Origin of the sequence: Serratia sp. B501 (assembly GCF_051172315.1) — a bacterium.
In the GTDB taxonomy this organism is placed as follows: Bacteria; Pseudomonadota; Gammaproteobacteria; order Enterobacterales; family Enterobacteriaceae; genus Serratia; species Serratia ureilytica.
The window spans coordinates 559,838-585,417 of sequence record NZ_JBPIZB010000003.1; the positions used below are offsets into that span (position 1 = coordinate 559,838).

Annotated in this window: 22 protein-coding genes, 4 tRNA genes and 1 other RNA gene; 17 read left to right on the forward strand and 10 right to left on the reverse strand. The window is 61.4% G+C overall.

Annotated features, from left to right (window positions below; genetic code table 11):
- Positions 1 to 23: 23 nt before the first annotated feature.
- Positions 24 to 1,439: a glutamate--tRNA ligase gene (gltX, locus tag ACSBQV_RS13245; RefSeq protein WP_033643946.1), complete on the reverse strand. Its 1,416-nt coding sequence runs from the start codon at positions 1,437 to 1,439 to the stop codon at positions 24 to 26.
- A gap of 294 nt (positions 1,440 to 1,733) precedes the next feature.
- Here gltX and ACSBQV_RS13250 point away from each other — a divergent pair.
- From ACSBQV_RS13250 to ACSBQV_RS13290, 9 genes are all read left to right on the forward strand, one after another.
- Positions 1,734 to 1,809: transfer RNA gene (locus tag ACSBQV_RS13250), tRNA-Val, on the forward strand.
- Between the two features lie 28 nt (positions 1,810 to 1,837).
- A tRNA-Val gene (locus tag ACSBQV_RS13255) sits at positions 1,838 to 1,913 on the forward strand.
- A 38-nt stretch (positions 1,914 to 1,951) separates the two neighbouring features.
- Positions 1,952 to 2,027: transfer RNA gene (locus tag ACSBQV_RS13260), tRNA-Val, on the forward strand.
- A gap of 7 nt (positions 2,028 to 2,034) precedes the next feature.
- A tRNA-Lys gene (locus ACSBQV_RS13265) sits at positions 2,035 to 2,110 on the forward strand.
- 75 nt (positions 2,111 to 2,185) lie between these two features.
- Positions 2,186 to 2,309: non-coding RNA, RtT sRNA (locus tag ACSBQV_RS13270), on the forward strand.
- 191 nt (positions 2,310 to 2,500) lie between these two features.
- A complete protein-coding gene (gene fepB, locus ACSBQV_RS13275) occupies positions 2,501 to 3,508 on the forward strand; it encodes a Fe2+-enterobactin ABC transporter substrate-binding protein (protein ID WP_099782521.1) in 1,008 nt (335 codons plus the stop codon).
- Positions 3,509 to 3,722: 214 nt separating this feature from the next.
- Positions 3,723 to 4,778, forward strand: a complete 1,056-nt coding sequence (fepD, locus tag ACSBQV_RS13280; protein ID WP_033643948.1) for a Fe(3+)-siderophore ABC transporter permease — start codon at positions 3,723 to 3,725, stop codon at positions 4,776 to 4,778.
- Entirely contained in the window at positions 4,778 to 5,815 is a 1,038-nt protein-coding gene (gene fepG, locus ACSBQV_RS13285) for an iron-enterobactin ABC transporter permease (RefSeq protein ID WP_099782520.1), read from the forward strand. Before fepD ends, fepG begins: the two co-directional genes overlap by 1 nt.
- Positions 5,816 to 5,836: 21 nt before the next feature.
- A complete protein-coding gene (locus ACSBQV_RS13290) occupies positions 5,837 to 6,643 on the forward strand; it encodes an ABC transporter ATP-binding protein (RefSeq protein WP_004936408.1) in 807 nt (268 codons plus the stop codon).
- Positions 6,644 to 6,671: 28 nt separating this feature from the next.
- On the opposite strand, the gene ACSBQV_RS13295 is transcribed toward ACSBQV_RS13290, so the two are convergent.
- The 3 genes from ACSBQV_RS13295 to budA all read right to left on the reverse strand — a co-directional run bounded on the left by ACSBQV_RS13295 (position 6,672) and on the right by budA (position 10,897).
- Positions 6,672 to 8,258 carry an ABC transporter substrate-binding protein gene (locus tag ACSBQV_RS13295; protein ID WP_094141716.1) on the reverse strand — a complete coding sequence of 529 codons (1,587 nt, stop codon included), beginning with the start codon at positions 8,256 to 8,258 and terminating at the stop codon, positions 6,672 to 6,674.
- 141 nt (positions 8,259 to 8,399) lie between these two features.
- A complete protein-coding gene (gene alsS / locus ACSBQV_RS13300) occupies positions 8,400 to 10,085 on the reverse strand; it encodes an acetolactate synthase AlsS (protein ID WP_033643950.1) in 1,686 nt (561 codons plus the stop codon).
- Between the two features lie 32 nt (positions 10,086 to 10,117).
- Entirely contained in the window at positions 10,118 to 10,897 is a 780-nt protein-coding gene (budA, locus tag ACSBQV_RS13305; RefSeq protein WP_033643951.1) for an acetolactate decarboxylase, read from the reverse strand.
- Between the two features lie 449 nt (positions 10,898 to 11,346).
- Here budA and ACSBQV_RS13310 point away from each other — a divergent pair, with 449 nt between their 5' ends.
- Positions 11,347 to 12,249 carry a LysR family transcriptional regulator gene (locus ACSBQV_RS13310; RefSeq protein WP_033652550.1) on the forward strand — a complete coding sequence of 301 codons (903 nt, stop codon included), beginning with the start codon at positions 11,347 to 11,349 and terminating at the stop codon, positions 12,247 to 12,249.
- Here ACSBQV_RS13310 and eutC read toward each other — a convergent pair.
- The gene (gene eutC / locus ACSBQV_RS13315) at positions 12,228 to 13,019 is read right to left on the reverse strand and encodes an ethanolamine ammonia-lyase subunit EutC (protein WP_099782518.1); all 792 of its coding nucleotides are present in this window, start codon (positions 13,017 to 13,019) and stop codon (positions 12,228 to 12,230) included. The genes ACSBQV_RS13310 and eutC overlap by 22 nt on opposite strands.
- Complete coding sequence (locus ACSBQV_RS13320; protein ID WP_099782517.1) at positions 13,016 to 14,401, reverse strand: ethanolamine ammonia-lyase subunit EutB; 1,386 nt, start codon at positions 14,399 to 14,401, stop codon at positions 13,016 to 13,018. Before ACSBQV_RS13320 ends, eutC begins: the two co-directional genes overlap by 4 nt.
- A 159-nt stretch (positions 14,402 to 14,560) precedes the next feature.
- Here ACSBQV_RS13320 and ACSBQV_RS13325 point away from each other — a divergent pair, with 159 nt between their 5' ends.
- Positions 14,561 to 15,109, forward strand: a complete 549-nt coding sequence (locus tag ACSBQV_RS13325; protein ID WP_099782516.1) for a nucleotidyltransferase family protein — start codon at positions 14,561 to 14,563, stop codon at positions 15,107 to 15,109.
- A gap of 52 nt (positions 15,110 to 15,161) precedes the next feature.
- Positions 15,162 to 15,629: a FlxA-like family protein gene (locus tag ACSBQV_RS13330; RefSeq protein WP_043140327.1), complete on the forward strand. Its 468-nt coding sequence runs from the start codon at positions 15,162 to 15,164 to the stop codon at positions 15,627 to 15,629.
- A 1-nt stretch (position 15,630) separates the two neighbouring features.
- Here ACSBQV_RS13330 and ACSBQV_RS13335 read toward each other — a convergent pair whose 3' ends face one another.
- Positions 15,631 to 16,551, reverse strand: coding sequence for a LysR family transcriptional regulator (locus tag ACSBQV_RS13335; protein WP_117189037.1), 921 nt, complete (start codon positions 16,549 to 16,551; stop codon positions 15,631 to 15,633).
- A gap of 97 nt (positions 16,552 to 16,648) precedes the next feature.
- Here ACSBQV_RS13335 and ACSBQV_RS13340 point away from each other — a divergent pair, with 97 nt between their 5' ends.
- Positions 16,649 to 17,641 carry a bile acid:sodium symporter family protein gene (locus ACSBQV_RS13340; RefSeq protein ID WP_047574159.1) on the forward strand — a complete coding sequence of 331 codons (993 nt, stop codon included), beginning with the start codon at positions 16,649 to 16,651 and terminating at the stop codon, positions 17,639 to 17,641.
- A gap of 27 nt (positions 17,642 to 17,668) precedes the next feature.
- Here the strand turns inward: ACSBQV_RS13340 and ACSBQV_RS13345 are convergent, their stop codons facing one another.
- The 3 genes from ACSBQV_RS13345 to zipA all read right to left on the reverse strand — a co-directional run bounded on the left by ACSBQV_RS13345 (position 17,669) and on the right by zipA (position 21,004).
- The gene (locus ACSBQV_RS13345; protein WP_004936441.1) at positions 17,669 to 17,884 is read right to left on the reverse strand and encodes a DUF3820 family protein; all 216 of its coding nucleotides are present in this window, start codon (positions 17,882 to 17,884) and stop codon (positions 17,669 to 17,671) included.
- Complete coding sequence (ligA, locus tag ACSBQV_RS13350; RefSeq protein ID WP_072627217.1) at positions 17,884 to 19,905, reverse strand: NAD-dependent DNA ligase LigA; 2,022 nt, start codon at positions 19,903 to 19,905, stop codon at positions 17,884 to 17,886. The genes ACSBQV_RS13345 and ligA overlap by 1 nt, the downstream gene beginning before the upstream one ends.
- Positions 19,906 to 19,984: 79 nt before the next feature.
- Positions 19,985 to 21,004: a cell division protein ZipA gene (zipA, locus tag ACSBQV_RS13355; RefSeq protein WP_099782514.1), complete on the reverse strand. Its 1,020-nt coding sequence runs from the start codon at positions 21,002 to 21,004 to the stop codon at positions 19,985 to 19,987.
- Positions 21,005 to 21,225: 221 nt separating this feature from the next.
- On the opposite strand from zipA, the gene cysZ reads away from it, so the two are divergent.
- The 4 genes from cysZ (at position 21,226) to ptsI (ending at position 25,569) form a co-directional block, all read left to right on the forward strand.
- Positions 21,226 to 21,984: a sulfate transporter CysZ gene (gene cysZ, locus ACSBQV_RS13360; RefSeq protein ID WP_047574154.1), complete on the forward strand. Its 759-nt coding sequence runs from the start codon at positions 21,226 to 21,228 to the stop codon at positions 21,982 to 21,984.
- A gap of 185 nt (positions 21,985 to 22,169) precedes the next feature.
- A complete protein-coding gene (gene cysK / locus ACSBQV_RS13365) occupies positions 22,170 to 23,138 on the forward strand; it encodes a cysteine synthase A (protein ID WP_016926786.1) in 969 nt (322 codons plus the stop codon).
- Positions 23,139 to 23,537: 399 nt separating this feature from the next.
- Entirely contained in the window at positions 23,538 to 23,795 is a 258-nt protein-coding gene (ptsH, locus tag ACSBQV_RS13370; RefSeq protein WP_004936458.1) for a phosphocarrier protein Hpr, read from the forward strand.
- A gap of 46 nt (positions 23,796 to 23,841) precedes the next feature.
- The gene (gene ptsI / locus ACSBQV_RS13375; RefSeq protein ID WP_099782512.1) at positions 23,842 to 25,569 is read left to right on the forward strand and encodes a phosphoenolpyruvate-protein phosphotransferase PtsI; all 1,728 of its coding nucleotides are present in this window, start codon (positions 23,842 to 23,844) and stop codon (positions 25,567 to 25,569) included.
- The last annotated feature ends 11 nt before the right edge of the window (positions 25,570 to 25,580 follow it).

The following is a 25,580-nucleotide window of genomic DNA, read 5'->3' on the forward strand; positions in this document are numbered from 1 at the left end:
TTCTTTAAGGCGTATCAGCCTAATCAGGCCTGGGCTTCACGCTCGGCGATGTAAGCCAGCGCCATATCGATACGCTGCAGCGAACGCTTCTGGCCGATCGCATGTACGGTCACGTCCATGCCCGGCGACTGGCCGGCGCCGGTCACCGCGACACGCAGCGGCATGCCGACTTTACCCATGCCGACGCCCAGCTCATCCGCCGTGCCCTGAATGGCGTCGTGCACGTTTTCCGGCGTCCAGACGGTGATGGCGGCCAGCTTGGCGCGCACCGCTTCCAGCGGCTGACGCGCGACCGGACGCAGGTGCTTCTTGGCGGCGTCGGCGTCGAACTCGCTGAAGTCTTCGTAGAAGTAACGGCAAGACTCCGCCATCTCTTTCAGCGTCTTGCAGCGCTCGCCCAGCAGCTTGACGATGTCCTTCAGTTCCGGCCCGTTGCGGGTTTCAATGCCCAGTTGCTCAACGTGCCATGCCAGATGCACCGCCACTTCTTCCGCCGGCATATGGTTGATGTAGTGGTGGTTCAGCCACTGCAGCTTCTCGGTGTTGAACGCGCTGGCGGATTTGTTGATCGCTTCCAGCGTGAAGAACTCTTTCATCTCGTCGATGGAGAAGATCTCCTGATCGCCGTGGGACCAGCCCAGACGCACCAGGTAGTTCAGCAGCGCCTGCGGCAGATAGCCGTCGTCGCGGTACTGCATCACGCCCACGGCGCCGTGACGTTTGGACAGCTTTTTACCGTCGTCGCCGAGGATCATCGACACGTGCGCGTATTCCGGCACCGGCGCGCCCAGCGCTTTCAGAATGTTGATCTGGCGCGGGGTGTTGTTGATGTGGTCTTCGCCACGGATCACGTGGGTGATTTCCATGTCCCAGTCATCGACAACGACGCAGAAGTTATAGGTTGGCGAACCGTCGGTGCGGCGGATGATCAGATCGTCCAGCTCCTGGTTGCTGAATTCGATCGGGCCGCGAATTTTATCGTCGAAGATCACCGACCCTTCCTGCGGGTTGCGGAAGCGCACCACGTGCGGCTCGTCGTCGGTGTGGCTGCACTGGCTGTCGCGGCAGTGGCCGTCGTAACGCGGCTTCTCACCGTTTTCCATCTGCTTCTCGCGCAGCGCTTCCAGGCGTTCCTTGGAGCAATAGCATTTATAGGCGGTGCCCTGCTCCAGCATTTCGTCGATGACCGCGTTGTAGCGATCGAAACGCTTGGTCTGGAAGTACGGGCCTTCATCCCAATCCAGGTTCAACCAGTTCATGCCATCCATAATTGCGTCGATCGCGTCCTGGGTAGAGCGTTCCAGATCGGTATCTTCGATACGCAGAACGAACTCACCGCCCGCATGGCGGCTGAACAACCAGGAATAAAGTGCGGTACGCGCGCCGCCGACGTGAAGATAGCCGGTCGGGCTCGGTGCAAAACGGGTTTTGATTTTCATTGGGTTCACTGCCTTATTACGCAACGCGTGTCGGCGATGGCCGACGATTGCTCGGAATTGAAAAAAGAGTGGACGACATTGTATCACCACGCGCTAATTCCTCAACGCCGACACGATATTGCGCCGGTCGATTTCGCGCGTTTTGCGGCGAGTTTCGCATAGCGTTGCGCAAAGAATCGGCGCCGTTGGCGATAATTATCGCGCCCTGCCTAAATTTGCGGCGAACGATTGAAATCATTTTAAAAACCGTTGACTCACTTTGAACTATCCCTATAATGCGACTCCAACAAGACGGGGCGATTAGCTCAGTTGGTAGAGCATCTCCTTTACACGGAGGGGGTCGGCGGTTCGAGCCCGTCATCGCCCACCATCTTGTTGAGAAAAATGAGAACGAATGAGGGTGATTAGCTCAGTTGGTAGAGCATCTCCTTTACACGGAGGGGGTCGGCGGTTCGAGCCCGTCATCACCCACCATCATTCTCTCGTTTAGCAGTGCCTGGAAGTCCTGAAGTGGGTGATTAGCTCAGTTGGTAGAGCATCTCCTTTACACGGAGGGGGTCGGCGGTTCGAGCCCGTCATCACCCACCACTTCTGCGGGTCGTTAGCTCAGTTGGTAGAGCAGTTGACTTTTAATCAATTGGTCGCAGGTTCGAATCCTGCACGACCCACCAATTCAGAGAAAAGCGCCTTTTGGCGCTTTTTTTCGTTTCTGCACCATCCGACTCTGACTTCATCTCTCGCCGACAGAGTTCACCGGGTCGTGTAGGATGAAGAACCGTAGAGGTTCGAGCATCGCGCAGCGATACGACAACGCGCAATGTTGCCCGCAGGGTGAGGCCACAGGCCGAATCAATCCTGCACGACCCACCCATTCGGAAAAAAGCGCCTTTTGGCGCTTTTTTCGTTTCTGCCGTTCGCCTCCCTTTCTTCATTCGCCACGCGCTGAGATACGAATGGTTATCATTTTGGCGGCTTGAATGGTAAATTAGCGGGCATCCACCACGCAGCCAATCCGCCGCCGGATTGATACGCCTTAGTTCAAGGAAAGAAAGAGCCCGCTCATGACCCTATCCTTACGCCAGCTGTTCATTGCATTCATCGCCACTTCCAGCTTGTTGCTCAGCGGCTGTGGCCCGGACGACAAGAGCGACGGGCAGAAACCGTCAGCCCCCGCTGCCGACAGCAGTTGGCCGCGCACCATCGACAGCGCCAAAGGGAAGTTCACGCTGGAAAAACCGCCGCAGCGCATCGTATCCACCAGCGTCACCATCACCGGCACGTTACTGGCTATCGACGCCCCGGTGGTCGCCAGCGCCGCCACCAGTCCAAATCCCCTGGTGGCCGATCAACAAGGCTTCTTTACCCAGTGGAGCGAAGTGGCCAAACAGCGCCACGTCAAACGGCTGTATCAGGTGGAACCCAATGCCGAAGCCGTTGCCGCCGCCGCGCCGGATTTGATCGTCGTCGCCGCGACCGGCGGTGATTCGGCGCTGAAACTGTACGATCAGCTGTCCGCCATTGCGCCGACGCTGGTGCTCGATTACGGCGACAAAAGCTGGCAACAGCTGGCCAGCGAGCTCGGTGAGATCACCGGTCACGAAGCCGGCGCCAAACAGGCGGAAGATCGTTTCGAGCAGCGCGTGGAACAAGTGAAGCAGGCGATTACCCTGCCGCCGCAGCCGACCACGCCGCTGGTGTATGCCGACAACGGCCGCGAAGCCATGCTGTGGACGCCGGGCTCCGCCCAAGGCAAGCTGCTGACCCAGCTCGGCTTCCAGCTGGCTACCCCGCCGGAAAGCGCCAAAGGCAACGCCAGCATGGGTAAACGCCATGACATCATCCAGATCTCCGGCGAAAAAATGGCCGAAGGCCTGAACGGCAAAACCCTGATCCTGTTCGCCACCAATGAGCGCAAAGTGCAAGAGGTGCTGGCCAACCCGTTCCTCAAACATCTGGAGCCGGTGGAACAGCGGCACGTCTACGCCGTCGGCAACGATACCTTCCGTCTCGATTACTACAGCGCCACCAACATGCTGAACCAAATCGAACGGCTGTTCAAAAAGCCCTGAATCACGCCGTCGGCAGGCCAGTCCCCTGCCGACGCTTTTCGCAAACGGGGCAACCATTCACATTCAATCAATTGAAATATCAATAGTTATTAACATCGTCCACGCGCCTTCGCCACCAACCGGCGGGTGCATGCGGGCGTAAACTCGTGTTACTATTGCGCCCTTCACGAACGCAAATAACAATGAGAATAAAAATCATAAAGGAGTTACCGGTGTGAACGTACCCACTCCGACTGAGCGGACGCTTTCGTCCGCACCGCACGCAGCTTACGCCAGTGGCTTCAAACGCATCGCCGGGTTCGGTATCGGCTTGGCGTTGTTGTTGCTGTGCATCATTGCCAGCCTGATGCTGGGTTCCAAAGCCATCCCCTTCCATACCGTCTGGCTCAGCCTACAGGGCGCCGCGAGCGGCTCCGACAGCACCATCATTCTCAACGCCCGGGTGCCCCGTACGCTGGCGGGCATTTTGGCCGGCATGGCGCTCGGCGCCGCCGGCGCGCTGATTCAGGCGCTGACGCGCAACCCGCTGGCCGATCCCGGCGTGCTCGGCATCAACGCCGGCGCCAGCTTCGCCGTGGTGATCGGCATCATGTTTTTCGGCGCCGCCACCACCGAAAGCTATATGGCCTACGCCTTTGTCGGCGCCGCCGTCACCACCCTGCTGGTCTACCTGATAGGCACGCTGGCGGGCGGGCGCATCAACCCGGTGCGGCTGACGCTGGCCGGCGTGGCGATCGGCGCGGTGTTGCTCGGCATCACCACCGGGCTGTCGCTGATCGATCCGCAAACCTTCGACCAACTGCGCTTCTGGCAGGCCGGCACGCTGGATATCCGCACGCTGGCCACCCTGCCGGTGACCGCCCCCGCCATTTTGCTCGGCTGCCTGCTGACGCTGCTCATCGCCCGGCCGCTGAATACCATCGGCATGGGGGAAGATCTGGCTATCGCGCTCGGCGCGCGCGTAGTGCTGACTCAGGCGATCGCAGTGATCGCCATTACGCTGCTGTGCGGCGCGGCGACCGCCACCGTCGGCCCGATCAGTTTCATCGGCCTGATGGTGCCGCATATCGCCCGCTGGTGGGTCGGCCCCGACCAACGCTGGATCCTGCCCTACTCCATGCTGCTGGCACCGATTTTACTGCTGTGCGCCGACGTGGTCGGCCGCTTGCTGGCGGCCGGTGAACTGCGGGTTTCCATCGTGGCAGCCTTCATCGGCGCGCCGGTGCTGATCTGGCTGGTGCGCCGCAAGAAAACGCTGGGGGGTCTGTGATGAGTCTGCCGCACACGCTGTATATCGGCCGCCCGGACGGCGTCATCAACGGGCGCCTGCCGCTGCGCCTGCTGCTGGTCAACCTTTCACTGTTGGCGCTGTGTCTGGCGATGGCCGTCGCCGCCCTGTGCTACGGCACGCTGCAACTTTCGCTGGAGCAGGTTTTTGCCGCGCTGACCGGCGAGGCGCCGAAAAACCTGGTCACCGTGGTCACCCAATGGCGCTTGCCGCGTATCGCCATGGCGCTGCTGTTAGGTGCCGCGCTCGGCATGAGCGGCGCCATCTTCCAGTCGATTATCCGCAACCCGCTCGGCAGCCCGGACGTGATTGGCTTTAACATGGGGGCTTACACCGGCGCGCTGATCGCCATCACCCTGTTCAACGGCGGCTATTACTACATCGCCGGCGGCGCGCTGGCCGGCGGCATTCTCGCCGCACTGGCCATCTACCTGCTGGCCTGGCGGCAAGGCATCGCCGGCTTCCGGCTGATCATCGTCGGCATCGCCATCAGCGCGGTGCTGGTCTCCACCAATACCTGGCTGATCATCACCGCCTCGCTCGAGCGCGCCATGGACGCCGCCATGTGGCAGGCCGGCTCGCTCAACGGCATGACCTGGCAGAAAGCCCAGCCCGCCACGGCGTTCATCCTGCTGGCGGCCGCGGCCGCGCTGTTGATGGGCAAACGGCTGCAGCTGCTGGAAATGGGCGACGACACGGCGCGCGCGCTGGGCGTGAACGCCGAAGGCAGCCGGCTGTGGCTGATGCTGTTCGGCGTCACCCTCACCGCCGCCGTCACCGCCACCGCCGGGCCGATTTCCTTTATCGCGCTGGCGGCGCCGCAAATCGCCCGCCGCTTGGCCGGGCAATCCTCGGTCACCCTGACGTCCTCGGCGCTGATGGGCGCGGCGCTGCTGCTCGGCGCCGACGTGGTGTCCCAACATCTTTTCGCGCCGATCCAACTGCCGGTCGGGATCGTGACCGTCTGCATCGGCGGCCTGTACCTGATTTGGCTGCTCATCCGTGAGGCCCGCAGATAGATAATGAAGAGTGATAATGCCATGAGCCACCGCCTGCACGCCTCGCACCTGAAGCTGGGCTACGACAATAAAATCATCGCTGACGATCTGAGCGTGGCGATCCCCGACGGCGCCTTTACGGTGATCGTCGGGCCGAACGCCTGCGGCAAATCGACGCTGTTGCGCGCCCTGTGCCGCCTGCTGAAACCCAGCGCCGGCGAGGTGATGCTGGACGGCAAGAACATCAGCAGTTTCGCCACCAAGGCGCTGGCGCGCGAGCTTGGCCTGCTGCCGCAAACCTCGATTGCACCGGACAGCATCACCGTGGCGGACCTGGTGTCGCGCGGCCGCTATCCGCACCAGAGCCTGCTGAAACAGTGGACACAGGCCGATAAACAGGCGGTGGAAGCCGCCATGGCGGCCACCAACGTCAGCCAACTGGCGGATCGCAGCGTCGACGAGCTGTCCGGCGGGCAGCGTCAGCGCGTCTGGGTAGCGATGGCGTTGGCGCAGCAAACGCCGCTGCTGCTGCTGGATGAACCGACGACGTATCTGGACATCGCGCACCAGATCGAGCTGCTGGATCTGTTCCGCCAGCTCAACCGCGAGCGCGGTCAAACCCTGATCGCGGTGCTGCACGATCTCAACCACGCCTGCCGCTATGCCGATCACATCATCGCCATGCGCGACGGAAAGATCGTGGCGGAAGGGAAACCGGCGGAGATCATTACCGCCGAACTGGTGGAGCGGGTGTTCGGCATGCCGTGCATGATCATCGACGATCCGCTGTCCCACACGCCGCTGGTGATCCCCCGCGGCCGCTATCACTGCGACGCGCCACAGGCATGAAAAAGGCCGGGTTATCCCGGCCTTGTCGTTACTTCTCCAGCGACACCTGTTTGAAAATGTGTTTGCCGAACGGGTCTATCTCGTAGCCTTTCACTTCCTTGCGCACCGGTTCGAAGATGGTCGAGTGCGCAATCATCAACGCCGGCATCTGATCGTGCATCATCACCTGCGCCTGCTGATACATCGCCACCCGTTTGGCGTGATCGTTCTCTTCGCGCGCCTGCAGGATCAGCTGGTCGAACGGTTTATAGCACCATTTCGCCGAGTTCGAACCGCCGAGCGAAGCGCAGGTGAACAGCGGCCCGAAGAAGTTGTCCGGATCGCCGTTGGCGGTGGTCCAGCCCATCAGCGCGGTCTGGTGTTCGCCGTTTTTAATCCGCTGTAAATACTCGCCCCACTCGAAGGTGACGATTTTGGCGCGCACGCCGATTTTAGCCCAGTCGGCCTGGATCATCTCCGCCATGCGCTTGGCGTTGGGGTTATAGGGCCGCTGCACCGGCATCGCCCACAGATCGATGTCGAAGCCCTGCCCCAGCCCGGCCTCCTGCAACAGCTGCTTCGCCCGCTCCGGTGAATACGGGTAGTCTTCAAGCTGCGCGTTGCTGCCCCATTGGGCCGGCGGCAGAAGATTTTTGGCAGGCTGACCGGCGCCGTGGAACACCGCGTCGATGATCGCCGGCTTGTTGACCGCCAGCGCCAACGCCTGGCGCACCTTAACGTTATCCAACGGTTTCTTCTGGGTGTTGAACGCCAGGAAACCGATATTCAAGCCGGATTTTTCCATTACCTGAATGTTGCCGTCCTGCCGCATGCGTGCCAGATCCGCCGGATTGGGGAACGGCATCACCTGACATTCGTTCTTTTGCAGCTTGGCGTAACGCACCGCCGCATCCGGCGTGATCGAGAACACCAGCCGATCAAGCTTCGGCTTGCCTTCCCAGTAGCGGTCGAACGCCTTGTAGAGGATTTTCGCGTCCTTCTGGTACTGCACCAGCTGGAACGGCCCGGTGCCGATCGGATCGTTGTCCACCCGCTGCGGCGTGCCGGCCTTCAGCATCGCGTCGGCATATTCCGCCGATAAAATGGTGGCGAAATACATGCCCAGATCGGCGACGAACGGCGCCTCGGCGCGGGAGAGCTCAAAGCGCACGGTGTGGTCATCCACCTTGACGATCCGGTCAATCAGCGTGCCGAACTCCATCGACTCGAAGTTGGTGTAGGCGCCGTTGGAGACCTTGTGATATGGGTTGTTGGCGTCCTTCTGGCGCATAAACGAGAAGATGACGTCATCGGCGTTGAAATCGCGGGTGGGCGTGAAATATTTATTGCTCTGGAATGCCACGCCCTTGCGCAGATGGAAGGTATAGCGCTTGCCGTCTTCGCTCACCTCCCAGCTTTCCGCCAGGCTGGGTTGCAGCTCGACGGTGCCGGGTTTGAAATCCACCAGCCGGTTGTAGATCGCCGCCGAACTGGCGTCTACCGTGGTGCCGGAGGTGAACAGCTGCGGGTTGAAGCCTTCCGGCGAGCCTTCGGAACAGTAGACCAGCGTATTGGCCCGCGCGCCGCCGGCAATCGCCAACGCCAGCAGCCCGATCGTTATTGCTTTTCTTTTCATTGCTATCCCCAGTGGTGAAAAAACAGCCGAACGGATAGCAATAAATCATGCAGTTAGCGATGTAAAGGACAAATTCCGCGCATAAAAACGGGCAGGCGCGCAAGCAGCCTGCCCCGGTGAAACGGCGCGAGGATGATGAAATTAAATCATCTGGCTGAAGTTCATCTGCGCCATCAGCTTATAGTTATCGGCGTAGTCGACCGGAATGGCCACCACCACCGGCCCCTGGATCTCCATCGCCTTGCGCAGCATCGGCCGCAGATCTTCCACCGACTGCACGGCGAAACCGACCGCGCCGCAGGATTCCGCGTAGGCCTTGAAGTCGATCGGCCCGAACTCCACGCCGGATTTGCGCTGGTATTTGTTCACTTCCTGCATTTCCACCATGTTGTAAGCGTTATCGACCCAGATCACGTGCACGATGTTGTTTTTCAGCCGCACCGCGGTCTCCAGCTCCATGCTCGACTGCATGAAGCCGCCGTCGCCGGAGATTGACACCACCTTGTCGCCGGGGCGCACCAGCGCCGCGCCAATGGCCCACGGCAGCGCTACCCCCATGGTTTGCTGGCCGTTGGAGATCAACAGCTGGCGAGCGCGGAAGCTGTAAAGATAGCGGGCTATCCAGATGTGGAAACTGCCCATGTCCACGCACAGCGTCACGTCGTCGCTGACGATGTCCTGCAGCTCCTTGACGATGCGCAACGGATGGATCGGCATGCCGCCGCGGCGCGCGGCGCGTTCCGCCAATTCGGCGCGCTGGCGGCCGAGATCGGTCAGGATCAGTTCCACCTCCGCCGGGACGCAGACCGCCTCATTGAACGCTTCGGTCATCATGTTCAACGTGGCGCTGATGTTGCCCACCAGTTCGACATCCGGCCGATAGCAGGTGTCGATATCCGCCGGCAGCACGTCGATGTGCACCAGCTTCAGCCGCCCGTGGCTGTTCCACATGCACGGATCGTATTCAATCGGATCATAGCCGACGCTCACCACCAGATCGGCCTTCTGCAACAGCTGATCGGCCGGCTGGTTGTTGAACAGGCCGACGCGGCCGGCGAAGCGGGCAAAGTGATTGACGTCAATCACCCCCGCCGCCTGATAGGTGCCGACCACCGGCATATGGGTGCGGTACAGCAGATGGCGCACCGCCTCGCTGTTCTCCGGCCGGCTGGCCTGCAAGCCCAGCAGCAGCACCGGGCATTTGGCCTGGCGGATCAGTTTCACCGCCGCCTGAATGTCGTCCGCCGCAGCGGCCCCCATGCGCGGCAAGCGGCAGCCCGCCAGCACCGGCGCCGTGACCGGCTCATTGACGATATCCATCGGCAGGCTGACGAACGACGCCCCCGGCCGGCCGAACTCGGCGCGGCGGAAGGCGTTGGCGATCACCTCGGAAATCGCCGAACCGGCATGCACTTCGGCGCAGTACTTGGTCACCGGCCGGAACATGCTGACGGTATCCATGCTCTGGTGCGTCTGCTTCAGGCTGTCGGCGCGCTTCACCGCGCCGCCGAAGGCCACCACCGCATCCCCTTCCGAGGTGGCGGTCGCCAGCCCGGTGATCAGGTTGGAGCTGCCCGGCCCGGAGGTGACCAGCGCCACCCCCGCCTTGCCGGTCAGGCGGCCGACCGCCGCCGCCATAAAGGCCGCGTTGGCCTCATGGCGCACCACCACCGTTTCGATCGACGGCGCATCTTCCAGCGAATCGAACACCCGGTCGATCTTGGCGCCCGGAATGCCGAAAACGTGTTTGACGCCCTGCGCTTCCAGGTTTTTCACCACCAAGTCGGCGCCGCATTGCCAGTCATTGCCTGTTTTTTCCTGTGCCATGGTTCCACCTCCTAAGAAAACGATCGCCGGGATTAGCCCTCGGCGGAACGAATCGCGCGATCCAAATCCTCTGGACAGAGGTTGGCGCGCAAGAAATCCGCATCATGCGGCAACTGAAGATTGAGACGGGTGATGACGCCGAACTGCAGGCGGCCATGATCGAGCTGGTAATCCAGCACGTGGCCGCCGCCGCTGCGGTCGTCGGTAACGAAGTGTTCGTGATAGCCGGCCACGCCGATGCCCTGCATGTAATCGGGCGAGCGGAAGCCGACCAGCGTGCCGCGCCGCTGATGGAACGAGAAGGTCGGTTGCTCTTCTATCGCTTCCAGCATTGGGCGGTAAGGCCGTTCCTGACGCGGCACGGTGCGGGTTTCTACATGGCTGAACTCACCGTCGACCCGCACCGCGCAGAACAGGTTCGGCGAGGCGACCTGTTCATCGATGCATTGGTGCAGTTGCGCCTTGGTGATCGGCCGATCGAATTGCTGGCTGACGCTGGGCTGGAAAAAGGTGACGACGGCGAAAGGGGTTTTCTGTTGCAAACCGGCCGGGCGGGCGCTGCCGTCGGCGCGCAGCTGGTGTATTTCCTGATCGAACGCGATCAGTTCGCCATCCAGATGATTGAAGGTGCCGAGGCCGAAATCGCCGTGTTTCAGCAATTCGGCGATGGTGGTCTCCCCTTCATAAACCCCGTCGATGAGCGCGCTCATCAGCGAGATTTGATAGATTTCGCCCTCCCCGGCGTTGATCGACTGCCTGGCGAAACCCTGCGCCAAATGGCGCGCACAGGAACACCCGTGTTTTTCGTTCATGCTGACTCCTCCACCAGCGCGGAACTGCGGTTCCACGCGTTCAAAAGACCCGTCGACGGCGGGCCAAGATGCCCCTCAGGCGCGTTCATCAGTTGGAACGATTCAGCCTGAGGCGACAAAAAAACCGGCACGGCTGGCCGGCCGATATCCAGAAACAACAAGAAGATAAGTGAAAGTAAAGACTCACTAATCATTGAGGTTGAGTCGGATATCAAATTGAACGGTTAATCTGGTGTTGGAGCGACAATCAACGCCACAGGCGGCTGACGCAGCCTGGGAAAAACATCTGCTATTTGGTGCTAAACGCCGCGAGGTTTATGCGTTTTCTCTCTATGCGGCCGGGATGCGGCGGCGCTGAAGCCCGTCGTCAACCCGCAATCAGAGTAGCCGCAGCATCGCCAACAGAGAAGCGGGTATTCATAAGAAACGCTTTTGCATATAATGCAAAAATGAATGACGCCCGCTATGTAGAACATCTGCCAATCTTTCTCGACGTGGCCCGCCTGGGCAGCTTTTCCGCCGCCGCACGCCAGCTGGGTATGGTGCCTTCTTCGCTGGTGCGCCATATCGATGCGCTGGAAAGCGCGCTCGGCGCGACGCTGTTCGTACGCTCCACCCGCGGCCTGTTGCTGACCGACGCCGGCGAGCTGCTGCTGGCACGCGCCGCCGCGCTGATGACGGACATTACCGGCATTCGCGCCGAGCTGAACGCGCTGAACGAAACGCCGCAGGGCACGCTGCGCATCAGCTGCCTGCCGACCTTCGGCAAAACCTATGTGCTGCCGCTGCTGCCGACGCTGGCGGAACGCTACCCTCAGCTGTGGGTCGATCTCGATCTGACCGAACGCCAGACCGATCCGACCCAGGAACGGCTGGACGCCGCCATCCGCATCGGCGAGCAGAAGGACAGCGCGCTGTACGCCAGCCGCATCGCCACCCAACGCTGGGTGATGTGCGCCAGCCCCGGCTACGTCGCCCGCTATGGCCTGCCGAGCGATCTGGAGGCGCTGCCGCAGCACCGGCTGATCGCCCGCTACCACAAACAACAGCCGGCCTGCTGGGCGCAGATCCTCGACGCGGCGTTGATGAACCGCTGCACCATGGCGCTGCGTTGCGATGACTTCACCGCGCAGCGTCAGGCGGCGCTGCTCGGCCTCGGCATCGCCTTTCTGCCCAACTGGGTGGTGGGGCCGGACGTGCAGCATGGGCGGCTGGTGCAGATGCTGGAAGATCCGCGCCATGAACAGCAAGGCATCTATCTGCTGCGGCCGGTGGCGAAAGTGTCCGCCCGCCTGGCGGCCTTCACCGCCCTGCTGCAGCAAACCATCGGTCAACCGCCCAACTGGGCGTAAAGCGGGGTGACGCGGCCGCGCAGCGCCGGGTTGTCGCTCTCGTCTTTCAGTTCGACGCCGGTCAGCCTTCGCCGACACGCCTGTTCCAGCAGCCAGGCCAATTTGAACGCCGCCTGCGGATAATCCAGCCCCTCCGGCCGCACATTGGAGATGCAGTTGCGCTCTGAGTCCCTTCTGCGCGCGTTCGGCTCCCAGGTCAGGTAAACCCCCAGGCTGTCCGGCGACGACAGCCCCGGCCGTTCGCCGATCAGCACCGCCACCGCCCGAGCCTGCAGGCACTCGCCGATCTCATCCCCCAGCGCCACTCGCGCCTGATGCGCCAACACCACCGGCGCGATCGCCAGCCCCAACGTATCGAGATAGGGCCGCAGCGCCTGCAGCAGCGGCAATGCCTGGCGGTGCACCGCCTTGGAAGAGAGGCCATCCGCCACCACCAGCAGCAGATCGGTCCGGCGCGGCGGCACGCCGAGCAGCAGGCTGCGGCTGTCCGGCGCCAATCGCCGCCCCAGATCCGGACGGCGCAGATAGGCGGCGCGGTCAACGGCCTGGCTGTGCACCGCCAGCGTGGGCCAACCGGCATCGTGCAGATCCGCCGCCAGCCGTTCGCTCTCGAATGGCTGATGCACCGCGTCGCGCGCCTGGGCATGGGCCAGGCCGAAGCGCAGCAGCTCGTCGGTCGGCAGACTGGCGCCGGTGCGCCCCAGCGCGATGCGCGCATCGGTAAAGGCGCGCAGCGTGTCCCAACTGTTGACGTGAACCGGTTTGCTCATGTCCGTTCTCCCTGCAGCGCCAGCAACAGCGGGTGATTGGCGGCGGCGTCGCGCAGCCGTCCGCGTTCATCGGTGATGTTCATCGCCGCCAGCCAGGCGGCGAACTCCGGCGCGTGCTTCAGCCCCAGCAGTTCACGGATATAGAGCGCGTCGTGGAACGAGGTGCTTTGGTAATTGAGCATGATGTCGTCCGCGCCCGGCACGCCGATCAGGAACGTCAGCCCGGCGGCGGCCAACAGCGTCAGCAGCGTGTCCATATCATCCTGATCGGCCTCGGCATGGTTGGTGTAACAGACATCGCAGCCCAGCGGCAGGCCGAGCAGCTTGCCGCAGAAGTGATCCTCCAGCCCGGCGCGGATAATTTGTTTGCCGTCATACAGGTATTCAGGGCCGATAAACCCCACCACGGTGTTGATCAGCAGCGGTGAGAAATGCCGCGCCACCGCATAGGCGCGCGCCTCGCAGGTCTGCTGATCGACGCCGTGATGCGCGTTAGCCGACAGGCAACTGCCCTGCCCGGTTTCGAAGTACATCACGTTATCGCCCAACGTGCCGCGCTTGAGGCTCAGCGCCGCCTGCTGCGCCTCCGCCAGCAGCGCCAGACTGATGCCGAAGCCGCGATTGGCCGCTTCGGTACCGGCGATCGACTGAAACACCAGATCCACCGGCGCGCCGCGCTCCATCAGCCGCAGCGTGTTGGTCACGTGGGTCAGCACGCAGGATTGGGTGGGTATGGCGAAGCGCTGGATCACGTCGTCCAGCATGTAGTTGAGTTTTTCCAGCAGTGGCAGGCTGTCGCTGGCCGGATTGATGCCGACCACCGCGTCGCCGCTGCCGTACAGCAAACCGTCCAGCATGCTGGCGGCGATGCCTTGCAGGCTGTCGGTCGGATGATTGGGCTGCAGCCGCACGCTGAGGTGGCCCGGCAGGCCAATCGTATTGCGAAAGCGCGTCACCACCCGGCATTTCTTCGCCACCAGGATCAGATCCTGATTGCGCATGATCTTGCTTACCGCCGCCGCCATCTCCGGCGTAATGCCGGCGGCCACCTGCGCCAGCATGGCGCTGTCCGCCTGCTCGCTCAGCAACCAGTCGCGAAAATCGCCGATCGTGAGGTGCGAGATGGGCTCAAAGGCGGCGGCGTCGTGGCTATCGATGATCAGGCGCGTCACCTCGTCCTGCTCGTACGGCACCAGCGGCTGCTGCAGGAACGCCTTGAGCGGCACATCCGCCAGCGCGATGCGCGCCGCCATGCGCTCTTCGGCGCTTTGCGCCGCCACCTCCGCCAGATAATCGCCGGAACGCGCCGGCGAAGCTTTCGCCATCAGCTGGCGCAGGCCGCCGAAGCGATAGCCGCGTTGGCCCAACGTTGCCTGATACATAGCCCCCTCCCTTGCCCTGAGTGACGAGATAAAAGCCCTGCACCAAGTGTAGTCAGTGAAGCAAGAAAATTAATTTGCCTGCTATCGCCGCCATCGCGCATCCCCCCATTTCACCCGCCGCCGCTTCGGGTTACAGTAGCCGCGAAAACAGGAGGGGTGATGGATCCGCAACGGCAAATTATCGACTGGCTGCAACAAGATAGCGCGCGCATGGCCGCCCTGCGCACCGTGCGCCGGCTCGGCCTGAATGACTGGTGCCTCGGCGCCGGCTTTGTGCGCAACCTGGTGTGGGATCGGCGCCACGGCTATGCGGAGCCCACGCCGCTCAACGATATCGACGTGATCCACTTCGATGCGGAGCGGGCGGGCGCCGAACGCGATCGCATGCTGGAGGCGCGGCTGCAGCAGTGGCTGCCGCAGCCGTGGTCGGTCAAGAACCAGGCGCGCATGCACCTGCGCAGCGGCCGCGCGCCCTACCGCAACAGCGAAGAGGCCATCAGCTTCTGGACCGAAGTGGAAACGGCGATCGGCGCGCGCCTGAACGCCGACGACAGCATCACGCTGGTCGCCCCTTTCGGGCTCGCGGCGCTGTTCAACGACACCATTACCTTCAACGTGAAAAATGGCGATCGCACGGCCTATGCCCAGCGCGTGGTCGACAAAGGCTGGCTGCTGCGCTGGCCGCGTCTTCGGCAGGTAAAGATTTAGCCGCCGCTGCCGATACCCTGAACAGCGAGATCCAGACTCAGGGAGAGCAACCATGTCGACCACCATCACCATGATCGTACCGATCAAGAATACCGTCCCCGGCGTCAGCAACGTCTTCAGCGCGCCGGGCCATCAGGGCGAATTGCTGATGGCCAAACCGGTCAACAACCAGCCGCAAGGCGGCAAGATGGAGAAAAACGAACGCGCCAACGGCAATGACGAACCGGTTAACCTCAATGAAAGCCGCGCTTCGGCGCGCATCAAGGCGCTGAACCGGCAGATTCAGGCGCTGCAGCAAAAGCTGGTGGAACTGAAGGATTCCGACGCCGATCCCAAAGAGATCGAAAAGCAGAAACAGCTGATCGAAGCGCAGATCAAGATGTTGCAGGCCGAGATCGCGCGCATCCAGAAAGAAGAAATGGAAAAGCAGCAGCAGGAGCAAATGGAAAAAGCCGCGGCGCAATCCGGCGACGGCGTAAACCGCCCAACGCCGCTCAACGCGGTGGACGTCTATATCTGAGTCAATATGCCGCGTTTTCCCGCCGGCGCTGTTGCAGCAGCGCCGCCTGCTGACGCGCCACCTGCCAGATGGCCTCCGCCGCCGGCGTCAGTGAGCGGTTCTTGCGCCGCACCAGCATCAGCGCGCGGTTAATTTCCGGCACCAGCCGCCGCACCCTAAGCCGTCCCCCTTCCGGCAACGGCAGCGCCAACGCCGGGAAAATGCTGATGCCAATCCCCTCCGCCACCATCGGGAACAGCGTGGCCGGATGGCCGATTTCCTGCACCACCTGCGCCTCCACGCCCTGCTGTCTCAGCGCACTGTCGATCAGCGGTCGGCTGCCCGACGCATAATCCTGCAACACCAGGCGGCAACCGTTCAACGCCGACCAACGCACCGCCTGTTGCGCAGCAAACGGGTGATCGTCGCGGCACAGCAACAGGAAAGGCTCGTGCAGCACCGCTTCGCACTCCAGATCTACCGCCTGTACCGGATCGACCACGATGCCGAAATCCACCTCGGCGTTGCGCACGCTGTGCAGCACCTGCTGCTGCGCCTGATCGCGCAGCATGATGCGGATCTCCGGGTATTCACGCTCGCCGGCGGCGATGCACTGCGGCATCAGATGGGCGGAAATGGTTTGGCTCGTCGCCACCCGCACCGTGCCGCTGCGCTGTACGCCAAAGCTGCGCGCATCCAGCAAAGCGGCCTGCAGTTCATCCAGCAGCCGCTCGACCCGGTTGGCCAACCGCAGACCGGCGTCGGTCAACACCACTTCACGCGTGGTGCGATCCAGCAGCCGCACGCCGACCTCCGTTTCCAGCTCTTTCACGCTGTGGCTGATCGCCGATTGCGTCAGGCCGATCGCCTCACCGGCGCGGCTGAAGCTGCCGTGGCGGGCGATGGCGACGAACACCCGCAGCTGTTTGAGTGAGTAATTCATGTGTTTTATTCATATATGAATTAAATAAATCAATTTAATTATTATATGTCCGCGCGGGAGAATAGCCCTATCGATTTTCGACCCTGAGCGCACCGCCATGAGATTTCTGCCCGATCGTTTTACCCTGACGCTGATCGCTACCGTGCTGCTGGCGTCGTTCCTGCCGGCGCGCGGCGAGTTCGTCGGCTGGCTCAACGCCCTGACCATCGCCGCCATCGCCCTGCTGTTCTTCATGCACGGCGCCAAGCTGTCGCGCGAGGCCATCCTGGCCGGCAGCAACAACTGGCGGCTGCATCTGTGGGTGATGTGCAGCACCTTCATCATTTTTCCGGCGCTGGGCGTGCTGTTTGCCTGGTGGGCGCCGATCGACGTCAGCCCCGAGCTGTACGCCGGTTTCATCTACCTGTGCATCCTGCCGGCCACCGTGCAATCGGCCATCGCCTTCACCTCGCTGGCGGGCGGCAACGTCGCGGCGGCGGTATGCAGCGCTTCCGCCTCCAGCCTGCTCGGGATCTTCGTGTCGCCACTGCTGGTCGGCTTGTTGATGAATGTGCACGGCGATACCGGCGGCCTGCGGCAGGTCGGTTCGATCGTGCTGCAGCTGCTGGTGCCGTTCGTCGCCGGTCACCTGCTGCGGCCGCTGATCGGCGGCTGGATCGAACGCCATCGGCCGCTTATCGGTAAAACCGATCAGACCTCGATTCTGCTGGTGGTGTACGCCGCCTTCAGCGAGGCGGTGACGCACGGCATCTGGCATCAGGTAGGGATGGGCTCACTGGCGTTTATCGTCGGTGGCAGCATCGTGCTGCTGGCGATCGTGCTGGTGGTGAACACTTACATGGCGCGCTGGCTGGGGTTCAGCAAAGCGGACGAGATCACCATCGTATTCTGCGGTTCGAAGAAGAGCCTGGCGAACGGCATTCCGATGGCCAATATCCTGTTCCCGGCGGCGACGGTGGGGATCATGGTGCTGCCGCTGATGGTGTTCCATCAGGTGCAACTGATGACCTGCGCGGTATTGGCGAAAAGGTATCAGCGCAAGCAGCAGGCGCAACAGGCGGTGCCCAACGCGCAGGCGTCGCGCGGGTAAAAAAAAGACGGGCCAAGGCCCGTCAGTTCAGCTTTTCTTCAGCGGCTTGACCAGGTGGTCAAGCCCTTCGATTTTAATCGCCAGCGTCATCTCCATCAGCATGCCGAGCTTGCCTTTGGGGAATTCACCCTTGCGGGCGAACCACAGCAGGTACTCTTCGGGCAGATCGATCAGCACCCGCCCCTGGTACTTGCCGAACGGCATCACGGTATTGGCGATCTCCAGCAGGTTTTCTTTTTCCATCACTCACCCAGCAAGCGGATCATCTCCGCTTCGTCGATCACGGCGATACCCAGCTCCTGAGCCTTCGCCAGCTTGGAGCCGGCCGCCTCGCCGGCGATCACCAGATCGGTTTTCTTCGACACGCTGCCGCTGACCTTGGCGCCCAGCGCCGTCAGGCGATCTTTGGCCTCGTCGCGCGACAGCTGGCTCAGCGAGCCGGTCAGCACCACGGTTTTGCCGGCGAACGGGCTGTCTATCTCTTCCGCCGCCACCACCACCGGCGCCGGCCAGCGGATGCCGATCTCGGCGCCCACCAACTCGTTGATCACCTGCTGATTGAGCGCTTCATCGAGGAAGTTGCGCGTGTGTTTGGCCACCACTTCGCCGACGTCCGGCACCTCTTTCAGCGCCTCGATGTCGGCGGCGAACAGCTTCTCGAGCGATCCGAAATGCGCCGCCAGGTTGGCGGCGGTCGCTTCGCCGACCTCGCGAATGCCGAGCGCATACAGGAAGCGAGCGAAGGTGGTCTGCTTGGATTTCTCCAGCGCGTTGACCAGATTCTGCGCCGATTTCGGCCCCATGCGATCCAGGCCGGTCAGAATGCCGGCGGACAGCCGGAACAGATCGGCCGGGTTCTTCACGTACTCCTTGTCCACCAGCTGCTCGATGATCTTGTCGCCCATGCCTTCAACGTCCAGCGCGCGGCGGGAAACGAAATGCTTCAACGCCTCTTTGCGCTGCGCGCCGCAGATAAGACCGCCGGTGCAACGCGCCACGGCCTCGCCTTCCACGCGCTCAACGTCGGAACCGCACACCGGGCAGTGCAGCGGGAACACCACTTCGCGCGCATCCTGCGGCCGACGGTCTTCCAGCACGCCCACCACCTGCGGGATCACGTCGCCGGCGCGGCGCACGATCACCGTATCGCCGATACGCAGCCCCAACCGCTCAATTTCATCGGCGTTGTGCAAGGTGGCGTTGCTGACGGTCACCCCGGCCACCAGCACCGGTTCAAGGCGCGCCACCGGCGTAATCGCGCCGGTGCGGCCAACCTGAAACTCCACTTCGCGCACCACGGTGATCTGCTCCTGCGCCGGGAATTTGAACGCCGTCGCCCAGCGCGGCGCACGCGCCACGAAGCCCAGCGTTTCCTGCAGATCGATGTCGTCAATCTTGATCACCACGCCGTCGATATCGAAACCGAGCTGTGCGCGGTCCCGCTCGACCTGGCGATAGAACGCCAGCACTTCCTCGCTGCCGGTGCGGCGCTGGGCGCGATCGCTGACCGGCAGGCCCCAGGCCTTGAACTGCATCAGGCGTTCAAAGTGGCTGCGCGGCAGCTCGCCGCCTTCCAGCAGCCCGACGCCATAGCAGAAGAAGGTCAGCGGGCGTTTGGCGGTAATGCGCGGATCGAGCTGGCGCAGCGAACCGGCGGCGGCGTTGCGCGGATTGGCGAACACCTTACCGTCTTTGCGCCGCGCCTCTTCGTTCATCTGTTCAAACCCGGCCTGCGGCATGAACACTTCGCCGCGCACTTCCAGCCGGCGCGGGATGTTGTCGCCGGTCAGGCGCAGCGGGATGGCGCGAATGGTGCGCACGTTGGAGGTGATGTTCTCGCCGGTGGTGCCGTCGCCGCGCGTCGCCGCACGCACCAGCTCGCCGTCTTCGTACAGCAGGCTGACCGCCAGGCCGTCCAGCTTCAGCTCGCAGCAGAAGGTCAGCGGATCGCTGCTCTTGAGCCTGTCCTGCACGCGCTTGTAAAACGCCAGGAAGCTCTCTTCGTCGAACACGTTGTCCAGCGACAGCATCGGCACTTCGTGACGCACCTGGTCAAACGCCGCCAGCGGCGCCGCGCCCACGCGCTGGGTCGGCGAATCGGCGGTGATCAGCTCCGGATGCGCGCTCTCGAGCTCGCGCAGCTCGCGCATCAGGCGGTCATATTCCGCATCCGGCACTTCGGGCGCATCCAGCACATGATACTGGTATTCATGATGGCGCAATGTGGCTCGTAGTTGATTGATTTGTTGGATTATCGATTCCATGGCTCACCATCAAAGATAAAAAACCCCCGGCTAGCGGGGGCTTTGTTGTTACGGATGTTCAGTGCGCGCGGCAACCCGGTCAGGCGTTGTTTTCCAACACTTCACGGATACGCGCTTTGTAGGTTTCCAGCTTCTGCGGCGTCATCATGCGGCGCTCGTCGTCCAGCACCACACCGCCCACATCGTCGGCGATGCGCTGCGCCGACTGCAGCATCAGCTTGAAGTTCTGATTGGCGTCGCCGTAAGACGGCACCATCATGAACATCGACACGCCCGGCGTGGAGAAATCGGACATCATGTCAGGATCGAACGACCCCGGCTTGACCATGTTCGCCAGGCTGAACAGCACCGGGCCGCTGCCGGCCGGGCTGATATGGCGGTGGAAGATGCCCATCTCGCCAAACTGGAAGCCCGCCTGCAACACGCTCTGCAGCAGCACTTCGCCGCCGATCACGCCGCCCTGATGGGCCGCGACGTGCAGCACCAGCACGGTCTCTTTCAGTTTAGCCTGTACTGGCGCAGCGGCCGGCTGTTGCGGTGCAGGTTCCGACGCAGGCTTCACTTCCGGCGCTTGCTGCACCGGGGCGGGTTCGGCGTGGAAGGCCGGTTCCGCCGCCAGCGGCGCCTCATGTTCATGCGGCAGATCGTCAACGCGCGGCTCGCGGCGCGCGGCCGGTTGCGGTTGCTGCGGCTCGGCCGGTTCTTCGTCCGGCGCGTAGTTGTTCAGCAGGATGTCATCGTACTCCGGCCGCTGAGACAGCGGAGGCGGCGTCTGATGAGCAGCCGGCTGAACGGCGCGGGGCGCAGGCGCAGCCGCCGGAGCGGGCTTCGGCGCGGCCACGGGTTCTTCGCGTGCGGCATCGAAATGGCCGAATGACGGCTCGTCTTGCGGGTGAGCGGCGCGTACGCGCACCTCACCGACGCCTTCTTCGAGATCGTCGATCGGAGTTTGTTCACGTTCCTTTTGGGAACGTTTGGCTGGGCGATCGCGGAAGAGCGCTGACCGTTCTTTGCGACTGGTCCACAGACCGTGCAATAACAGCGCTATTATGGCGATCGCGCCAACAACGATTAATATCAGACGCAAATCCTGCATCATTGCTATCTCTGTTGTTCCAATACATTGCCACCGCGGCAAACATTCACTCTTTAACTCTATTTGCCCGCGCACACAAGTGCAAGTCCGTGCTGAACTTTATGCCAATAAAGATGATTATACTGCCTTTTTCTGCTGGTTTTTCAGCCAACCCTACCCTAGCCAGTGGAAAATCATCCCTATATGATAATGATGCCTGTTCAGACAACGAGATAACTTAAGATATGTCCTATACGCAGCCCCCTTCCCGTTCCACCAGCGGCATTCATTATTTCGCCGAAGGCTGGCGCCTGATTTCGCGCCCGGGGATTAAACGCTATGTGGTCCTGCCGTTGCTGGTCAACGTGCTGCTGATGGGCTCCGCTTTCTGGTGGCTGTTCAGCCGCCTCGGCGACTGGATCCCGGCGATGATGAGCCACGTTCCCGATTGGCTGCAATGGTTGAGCTACCTGCTGTGGCCGCTGGCGGTCATTTCGGTGCTGCTGGTGTTCAGCTATCTGTTCAGCACCCTCACCAACCTGATCGCCGCCCCGTTCTGCGGCCTGCTGGCCGAACAGCTCGAAGGCAGCCTGACCGGCAAACCGCTGCCGGACACCGGCCTGCTCGGCATCGCCAAAGACCTGCCGCGCATCATGGCGCGCGAATGGCGCAAGCTGATGTATTACCTGCCGCGCGCGCTGCTGCTGCTGGCGCTGTACTTCGTGCCCGGCATCGGCCAGACGGTGGCGCCGGTGCTGTGGTTCCTGTTCAGCGCCTGGATGCTGGCGATCCAGTATTGCGACTATCCGTTCGACAACCACAAGGTGAGCTTTGCCGATATGCGCCGCGCACTGCGCCAGCACAAAACCGACAATCTGCAGTTCGGCGCGCTGGTCAGCCTCTTCACCATGATCCCCATCCTCAACCTGGTGATCCTGCCGGTCGCCGTCTGCGGCGCCACCGCGATGTGGGTCGATCGTTATCGCACGCAATTCGTCCGATAATCGCCGTTTTTTACCGCCGACAGCGCGGGAATTTTCGACAGGGCGCGCATTTCGCGCCCTTATCATTGTGCTTAAAACTTATTTCCTAATAACATATAGATATACCAATTCTTTACTTCCCTGCCGGTACTGTTAGCGTATGCTTTCGATGTTCCCCACATTTTCATAGAGTTAAAGGACGGGCTATGAGCAAGATATATGAAGACAACTCATTAACAATCGGCCATACGCCGCTGGTTCGTCTGAACCGTATCGGCAACGGACGCATTCTGGCCAAGGTTGAATCACGCAACCCGAGCTTCAGCGTCAAATGCCGCATCGGTGCCAATATGATTTGGGATGCGGAGCAACGCGGCGTGCTGACCGCCGGCAAGGAACTGGTGGAGCCGACCAGCGGCAACACCGGCATCGCGCTGGCCTTCGTGGCCGCCGCGCGCGGCTACAAGCTGACGCTGACCATGCCGGAAACCATGAGCATCGAGCGCCGCAAGCTGCTCAAGGCGCTGGGCGCCAATCTGGTGCTGACCGAAGGGGCGAAAGGCATGAAAGGCGCCATCGCCAAAGCGGAAGAGATCGTCGCTACCGATCCGAACCGCTACCTGATCCTGCAGCAGTTCAGCAACCCGGCCAACCCGGCCATCCATGAAAAAACCACCGGTCCGGAAATCTGGGAAGACACTGACGGGGAAGTCGACGTGTTCATCTCCGGCGTCGGCACCGGCGGCACGCTGACCGGCGTCAGCCGCTACATCAAGAACACCAAAGGCAAAGCCATCACCACCGTGGCGGTCGAGCCGACCGACTCGCCGGTCATCAGCCAGGCGCTGGCCGGTGAAGAGCTGAAGCCGGGCCCGCACAAAATTCAGGGCATCGGCGCCGGCTTCATTCCAGGCAACCTCGATCTGGACCTGGTGGATCGCGTCGAAAAAATCTCCAACGACGAAGCCATCAGCATGGCGCGCCGTCTGATGGACGAAGAAGGCATCCTGGCGGGCATCTCCTCCGGCGCAGCGGTCGCGGCGGCGGTGAAACTGGCCGAAGAACCGGCGTTCGCCGACAAGACCATTGTGGTTATCCTGCCCTCTTCCGGCGAACGTTATCTCAGCACCGCGCTGTTTGCCGATCTGTTCACCGAGCAGGAATTGCAGCAGTAATTCCGGCACTGCACAAATCGCTAAAAAAGCACCCCACGGGGTGCTTTTTTGTGGACTGGATCAAACTTTATAGCAGTCCAAGATTGCTTTTGCCCGTCGCCTTTAGTATTTAACGGTGCATTATTTCGATGCGCAAAATTAATCACTCTCCGAGCCCGGTCAAGGCTGAATCGATTTACTCATCTGTCGCCGACGCGGCGAATCGGGCATAATGGGGAGCGGATTGGAACGACGTCAAAAGCCGAGTTTTTTGATCTGAAGTGCCTAACGCGTCGTTTTCTGTTGCATCAACGTTCGCCCCTGTCCATAGTCAGGCGCTATAACCAGACAAGCTAAAGTCAGGCCCCTGGGCTAAACTTTAGCTCCACAACATTAATCCAATAAGTTGGGGAAACATCAATGTTCCAGCAAGAAGTTACTATTACCGCTCCGAATGGTCTGCATACTCGCCCTGCCGCTCAGTTCGTTAAAGAAGCAAAAGGCTTCACGTCTGACATCACCGTAACCTCCAACGGCAAAAGCGCCAGCGCCAAAAGCCTGTTCAAACTGCAAACTCTGGGGCTGACTCAAGGGACCGTAGTGACCATCTCCGCTGAAGGTGAAGACGAGCAGAAAGCCGTTGAGCACTTGGTAAAACTGATGGCAGAGCTTGAGTAATCGGCCCGTCTTTTTAGTTAACACCAGTCAAGAGTAAGGTAGGGTTATGATTTCAGGCATTTTAGTATCACCGGGCATCGCTTTTGGTAAGGCTCTCTTGCTGAAAGAAGACGACATTGTCATCAACCGGAAGAAAATCTCTGCTGATCAAGTAGAGCAGGAAGTCTCGCGTTTTCTGGCCGGCCGCGCGAAAGCGTCCGAACAGCTGGAAGCGATCAAGACCAAAGCTGGCGAAACCTTCGGCGAAGAGAAGGAAGCTATCTTCGAAGGCCACATCATGTTGCTGGAAGACGAAGAGCTTGAGCAGGAAATCATAGCCCTAATCAAAGACGATCTGGCCTCCGCAGACGCCGCCGCCTACACCGTGATCGAAGGCCAGGCGAAAGCGTTGGAAGAGCTGGACGACGAATACCTGAAAGAACGCGCCGCCGACGTGCGCGACATCGGCAAACGCCTGCTGCGGAACATTCTGGGCATGCCTATCGTCGATCTGGGCTCCATTCAGGACGAAGTGATCCTGGTGGCCACCGATCTGACCCCGTCCGAGACCGCGCAGCTGAACCTGGACAAAGTGCTGGGCTTCATTACCGATCTCGGCGGCCGCACCTCCCACACCTCTATCATGGCGCGCTCCCTGGAGCTACCGGCGATCGTCGGCACCAGCGACGTGACCAAGCAGGTGAAGAACGACGACTACCTGATTCTGGACGCGGTTAACAACCAGATTTACGTTAACCCGACCGCTGACGTTATCGATCAGCTGAAAGCCGCCCAGAACCAATACATCACTGAGAAAAACGATCTGGCCAAGCTGAAGGACCTGCCCGCGATTACGCTGGACGGCCATCAGGTTGAAGTCTGCGCCAACATCGGCACCGTGCGTGACGTCGCGGGTGCAGAGCGCAACGGCGCGGAAGGCGTCGGCCTGTATCGTACCGAATTCCTGTTCATGGACCGCGACTCGCTGCCAACCGAAGACGAGCAGTTCCAGGCTTATAAAGCCGTGGCAGAAGCCATGGGCTCGCAGGCCGTGATCGTCCGCACCATGGACATCGGCGGCGACAAAGACCTGCCGTACATGAACCTGCCGAAGGAAGAGAACCCGTTCCTCGGCTGGCGCGCCATCCGCATCGCGATGGACCGCCGTGAAATCCTGCACGCCCAGCTGCGCGCCATCCTGCGCGCCTCGGCGTTCGGCAAACTGCGCATCATGTTCCCGATGATCATCTCCGTGGAAGAAGTGCGCGATCTGAAAGGCGAAATCGAGACGCTGAAGGCGCAGCTGCGCGAAGAAGGCAAGGCGTTTGACGAGAGCATCGAAGTGGGCGTGATGGTGGAAACACCGGCTGCGGCGGTCATCGCTCACCACCTGGCGAAAGAAGTCGACTTCTTTAGTATTGGGACAAACGATCTAACCCAGTATACTCTGGCGGTAGATCGCGGCAACGAGCTGATTTCTCATCTCTATAACCCGATGTCCCCATCAGTGCTTGGCCTGATCAAACAGGTTATTGATGCATCTCACGCGGAAGGCAAGTGGACCGGCATGTGCGGCGAACTGGCTGGCGATGAGCGTGCTACACTGTTGTTATTGGGCATGGGGCTGGATGAGTTCAGCATGAGTGCGATTTCAATCCCGCGCATCAAGAAAATTATTCGCAACACGAATTTCGAAGATGTGAAGGCGTTGGCAGCGCAAGCCTTGGCACAGCCAACGGCACAAGACCTGATGAATTGCGTCAATAAATTCATCGAAGAAAAAACGCTCTGCTAAACTTCCACGAC

Bases quoted from the DNA above. Each gene is read 5' to 3' on its own strand.
- gltX (WP_033643946.1), bottom strand. From the start codon at position 1,439: ATGAAAATCAAAACCCGTTTTGCACCGAGCCCGACCGGCTATCTTCAC.
- fepB (WP_099782521.1), top strand. From the start codon at position 2,501: ATGACCCTATCCTTACGCCAGCTGTTCATTGCATTCATCGCCACTTCC.
- fepG (WP_099782520.1), top strand. From the start codon at position 4,778: ATGAGTCTGCCGCACACGCTGTATATCGGCCGCCCGGACGGCGTCATC.
- ACSBQV_RS13290 (WP_004936408.1), top strand. From the start codon at position 5,837: ATGAGCCACCGCCTGCACGCCTCGCACCTGAAGCTGGGCTACGACAAT.
- ACSBQV_RS13295 (WP_094141716.1), bottom strand. From the start codon at position 8,258: ATGAAAAGAAAAGCAATAACGATCGGGCTGCTGGCGTTGGCGATTGCC.
- alsS (WP_033643950.1), bottom strand. From the start codon at position 10,085: ATGGCACAGGAAAAAACAGGCAATGACTGGCAATGCGGCGCCGACTTG.
- budA (WP_033643951.1), bottom strand. From the start codon at position 10,897: ATGAACGAAAAACACGGGTGTTCCTGTGCGCGCCATTTGGCGCAGGGT.
- ACSBQV_RS13310 (WP_033652550.1), top strand. From the start codon at position 11,347: ATGAATGACGCCCGCTATGTAGAACATCTGCCAATCTTTCTCGACGTG.
- eutC (WP_099782518.1), bottom strand. From the start codon at position 13,019: ATGAGCAAACCGGTTCACGTCAACAGTTGGGACACGCTGCGCGCCTTT.
- ACSBQV_RS13320 (WP_099782517.1), bottom strand. From the start codon at position 14,401: ATGTATCAGGCAACGTTGGGCCAACGCGGCTATCGCTTCGGCGGCCTG.
- ACSBQV_RS13325 (WP_099782516.1), top strand. From the start codon at position 14,561: ATGGATCCGCAACGGCAAATTATCGACTGGCTGCAACAAGATAGCGCG.
- ACSBQV_RS13330 (WP_043140327.1), top strand. From the start codon at position 15,162: ATGTCGACCACCATCACCATGATCGTACCGATCAAGAATACCGTCCCC.
- ACSBQV_RS13335 (WP_117189037.1), bottom strand. From the start codon at position 16,551: ATGAATTACTCACTCAAACAGCTGCGGGTGTTCGTCGCCATCGCCCGC.
- ACSBQV_RS13340 (WP_047574159.1), top strand. From the start codon at position 16,649: ATGAGATTTCTGCCCGATCGTTTTACCCTGACGCTGATCGCTACCGTG.
- ACSBQV_RS13345 (WP_004936441.1), bottom strand. From the start codon at position 17,884: ATGGAAAAAGAAAACCTGCTGGAGATCGCCAATACCGTGATGCCGTTC.
- ligA (WP_072627217.1), bottom strand. From the start codon at position 19,905: ATGGAATCGATAATCCAACAAATCAATCAACTACGAGCCACATTGCGC.
- zipA (WP_099782514.1), bottom strand. From the start codon at position 21,004: ATGATGCAGGATTTGCGTCTGATATTAATCGTTGTTGGCGCGATCGCC.
- cysZ (WP_047574154.1), top strand. From the start codon at position 21,226: ATGTCCTATACGCAGCCCCCTTCCCGTTCCACCAGCGGCATTCATTAT.
- cysK (WP_016926786.1), top strand. From the start codon at position 22,170: ATGAGCAAGATATATGAAGACAACTCATTAACAATCGGCCATACGCCG.
- ptsH (WP_004936458.1), top strand. From the start codon at position 23,538: ATGTTCCAGCAAGAAGTTACTATTACCGCTCCGAATGGTCTGCATACT.
- ptsI (WP_099782512.1), top strand. From the start codon at position 23,842: ATGATTTCAGGCATTTTAGTATCACCGGGCATCGCTTTTGGTAAGGCT.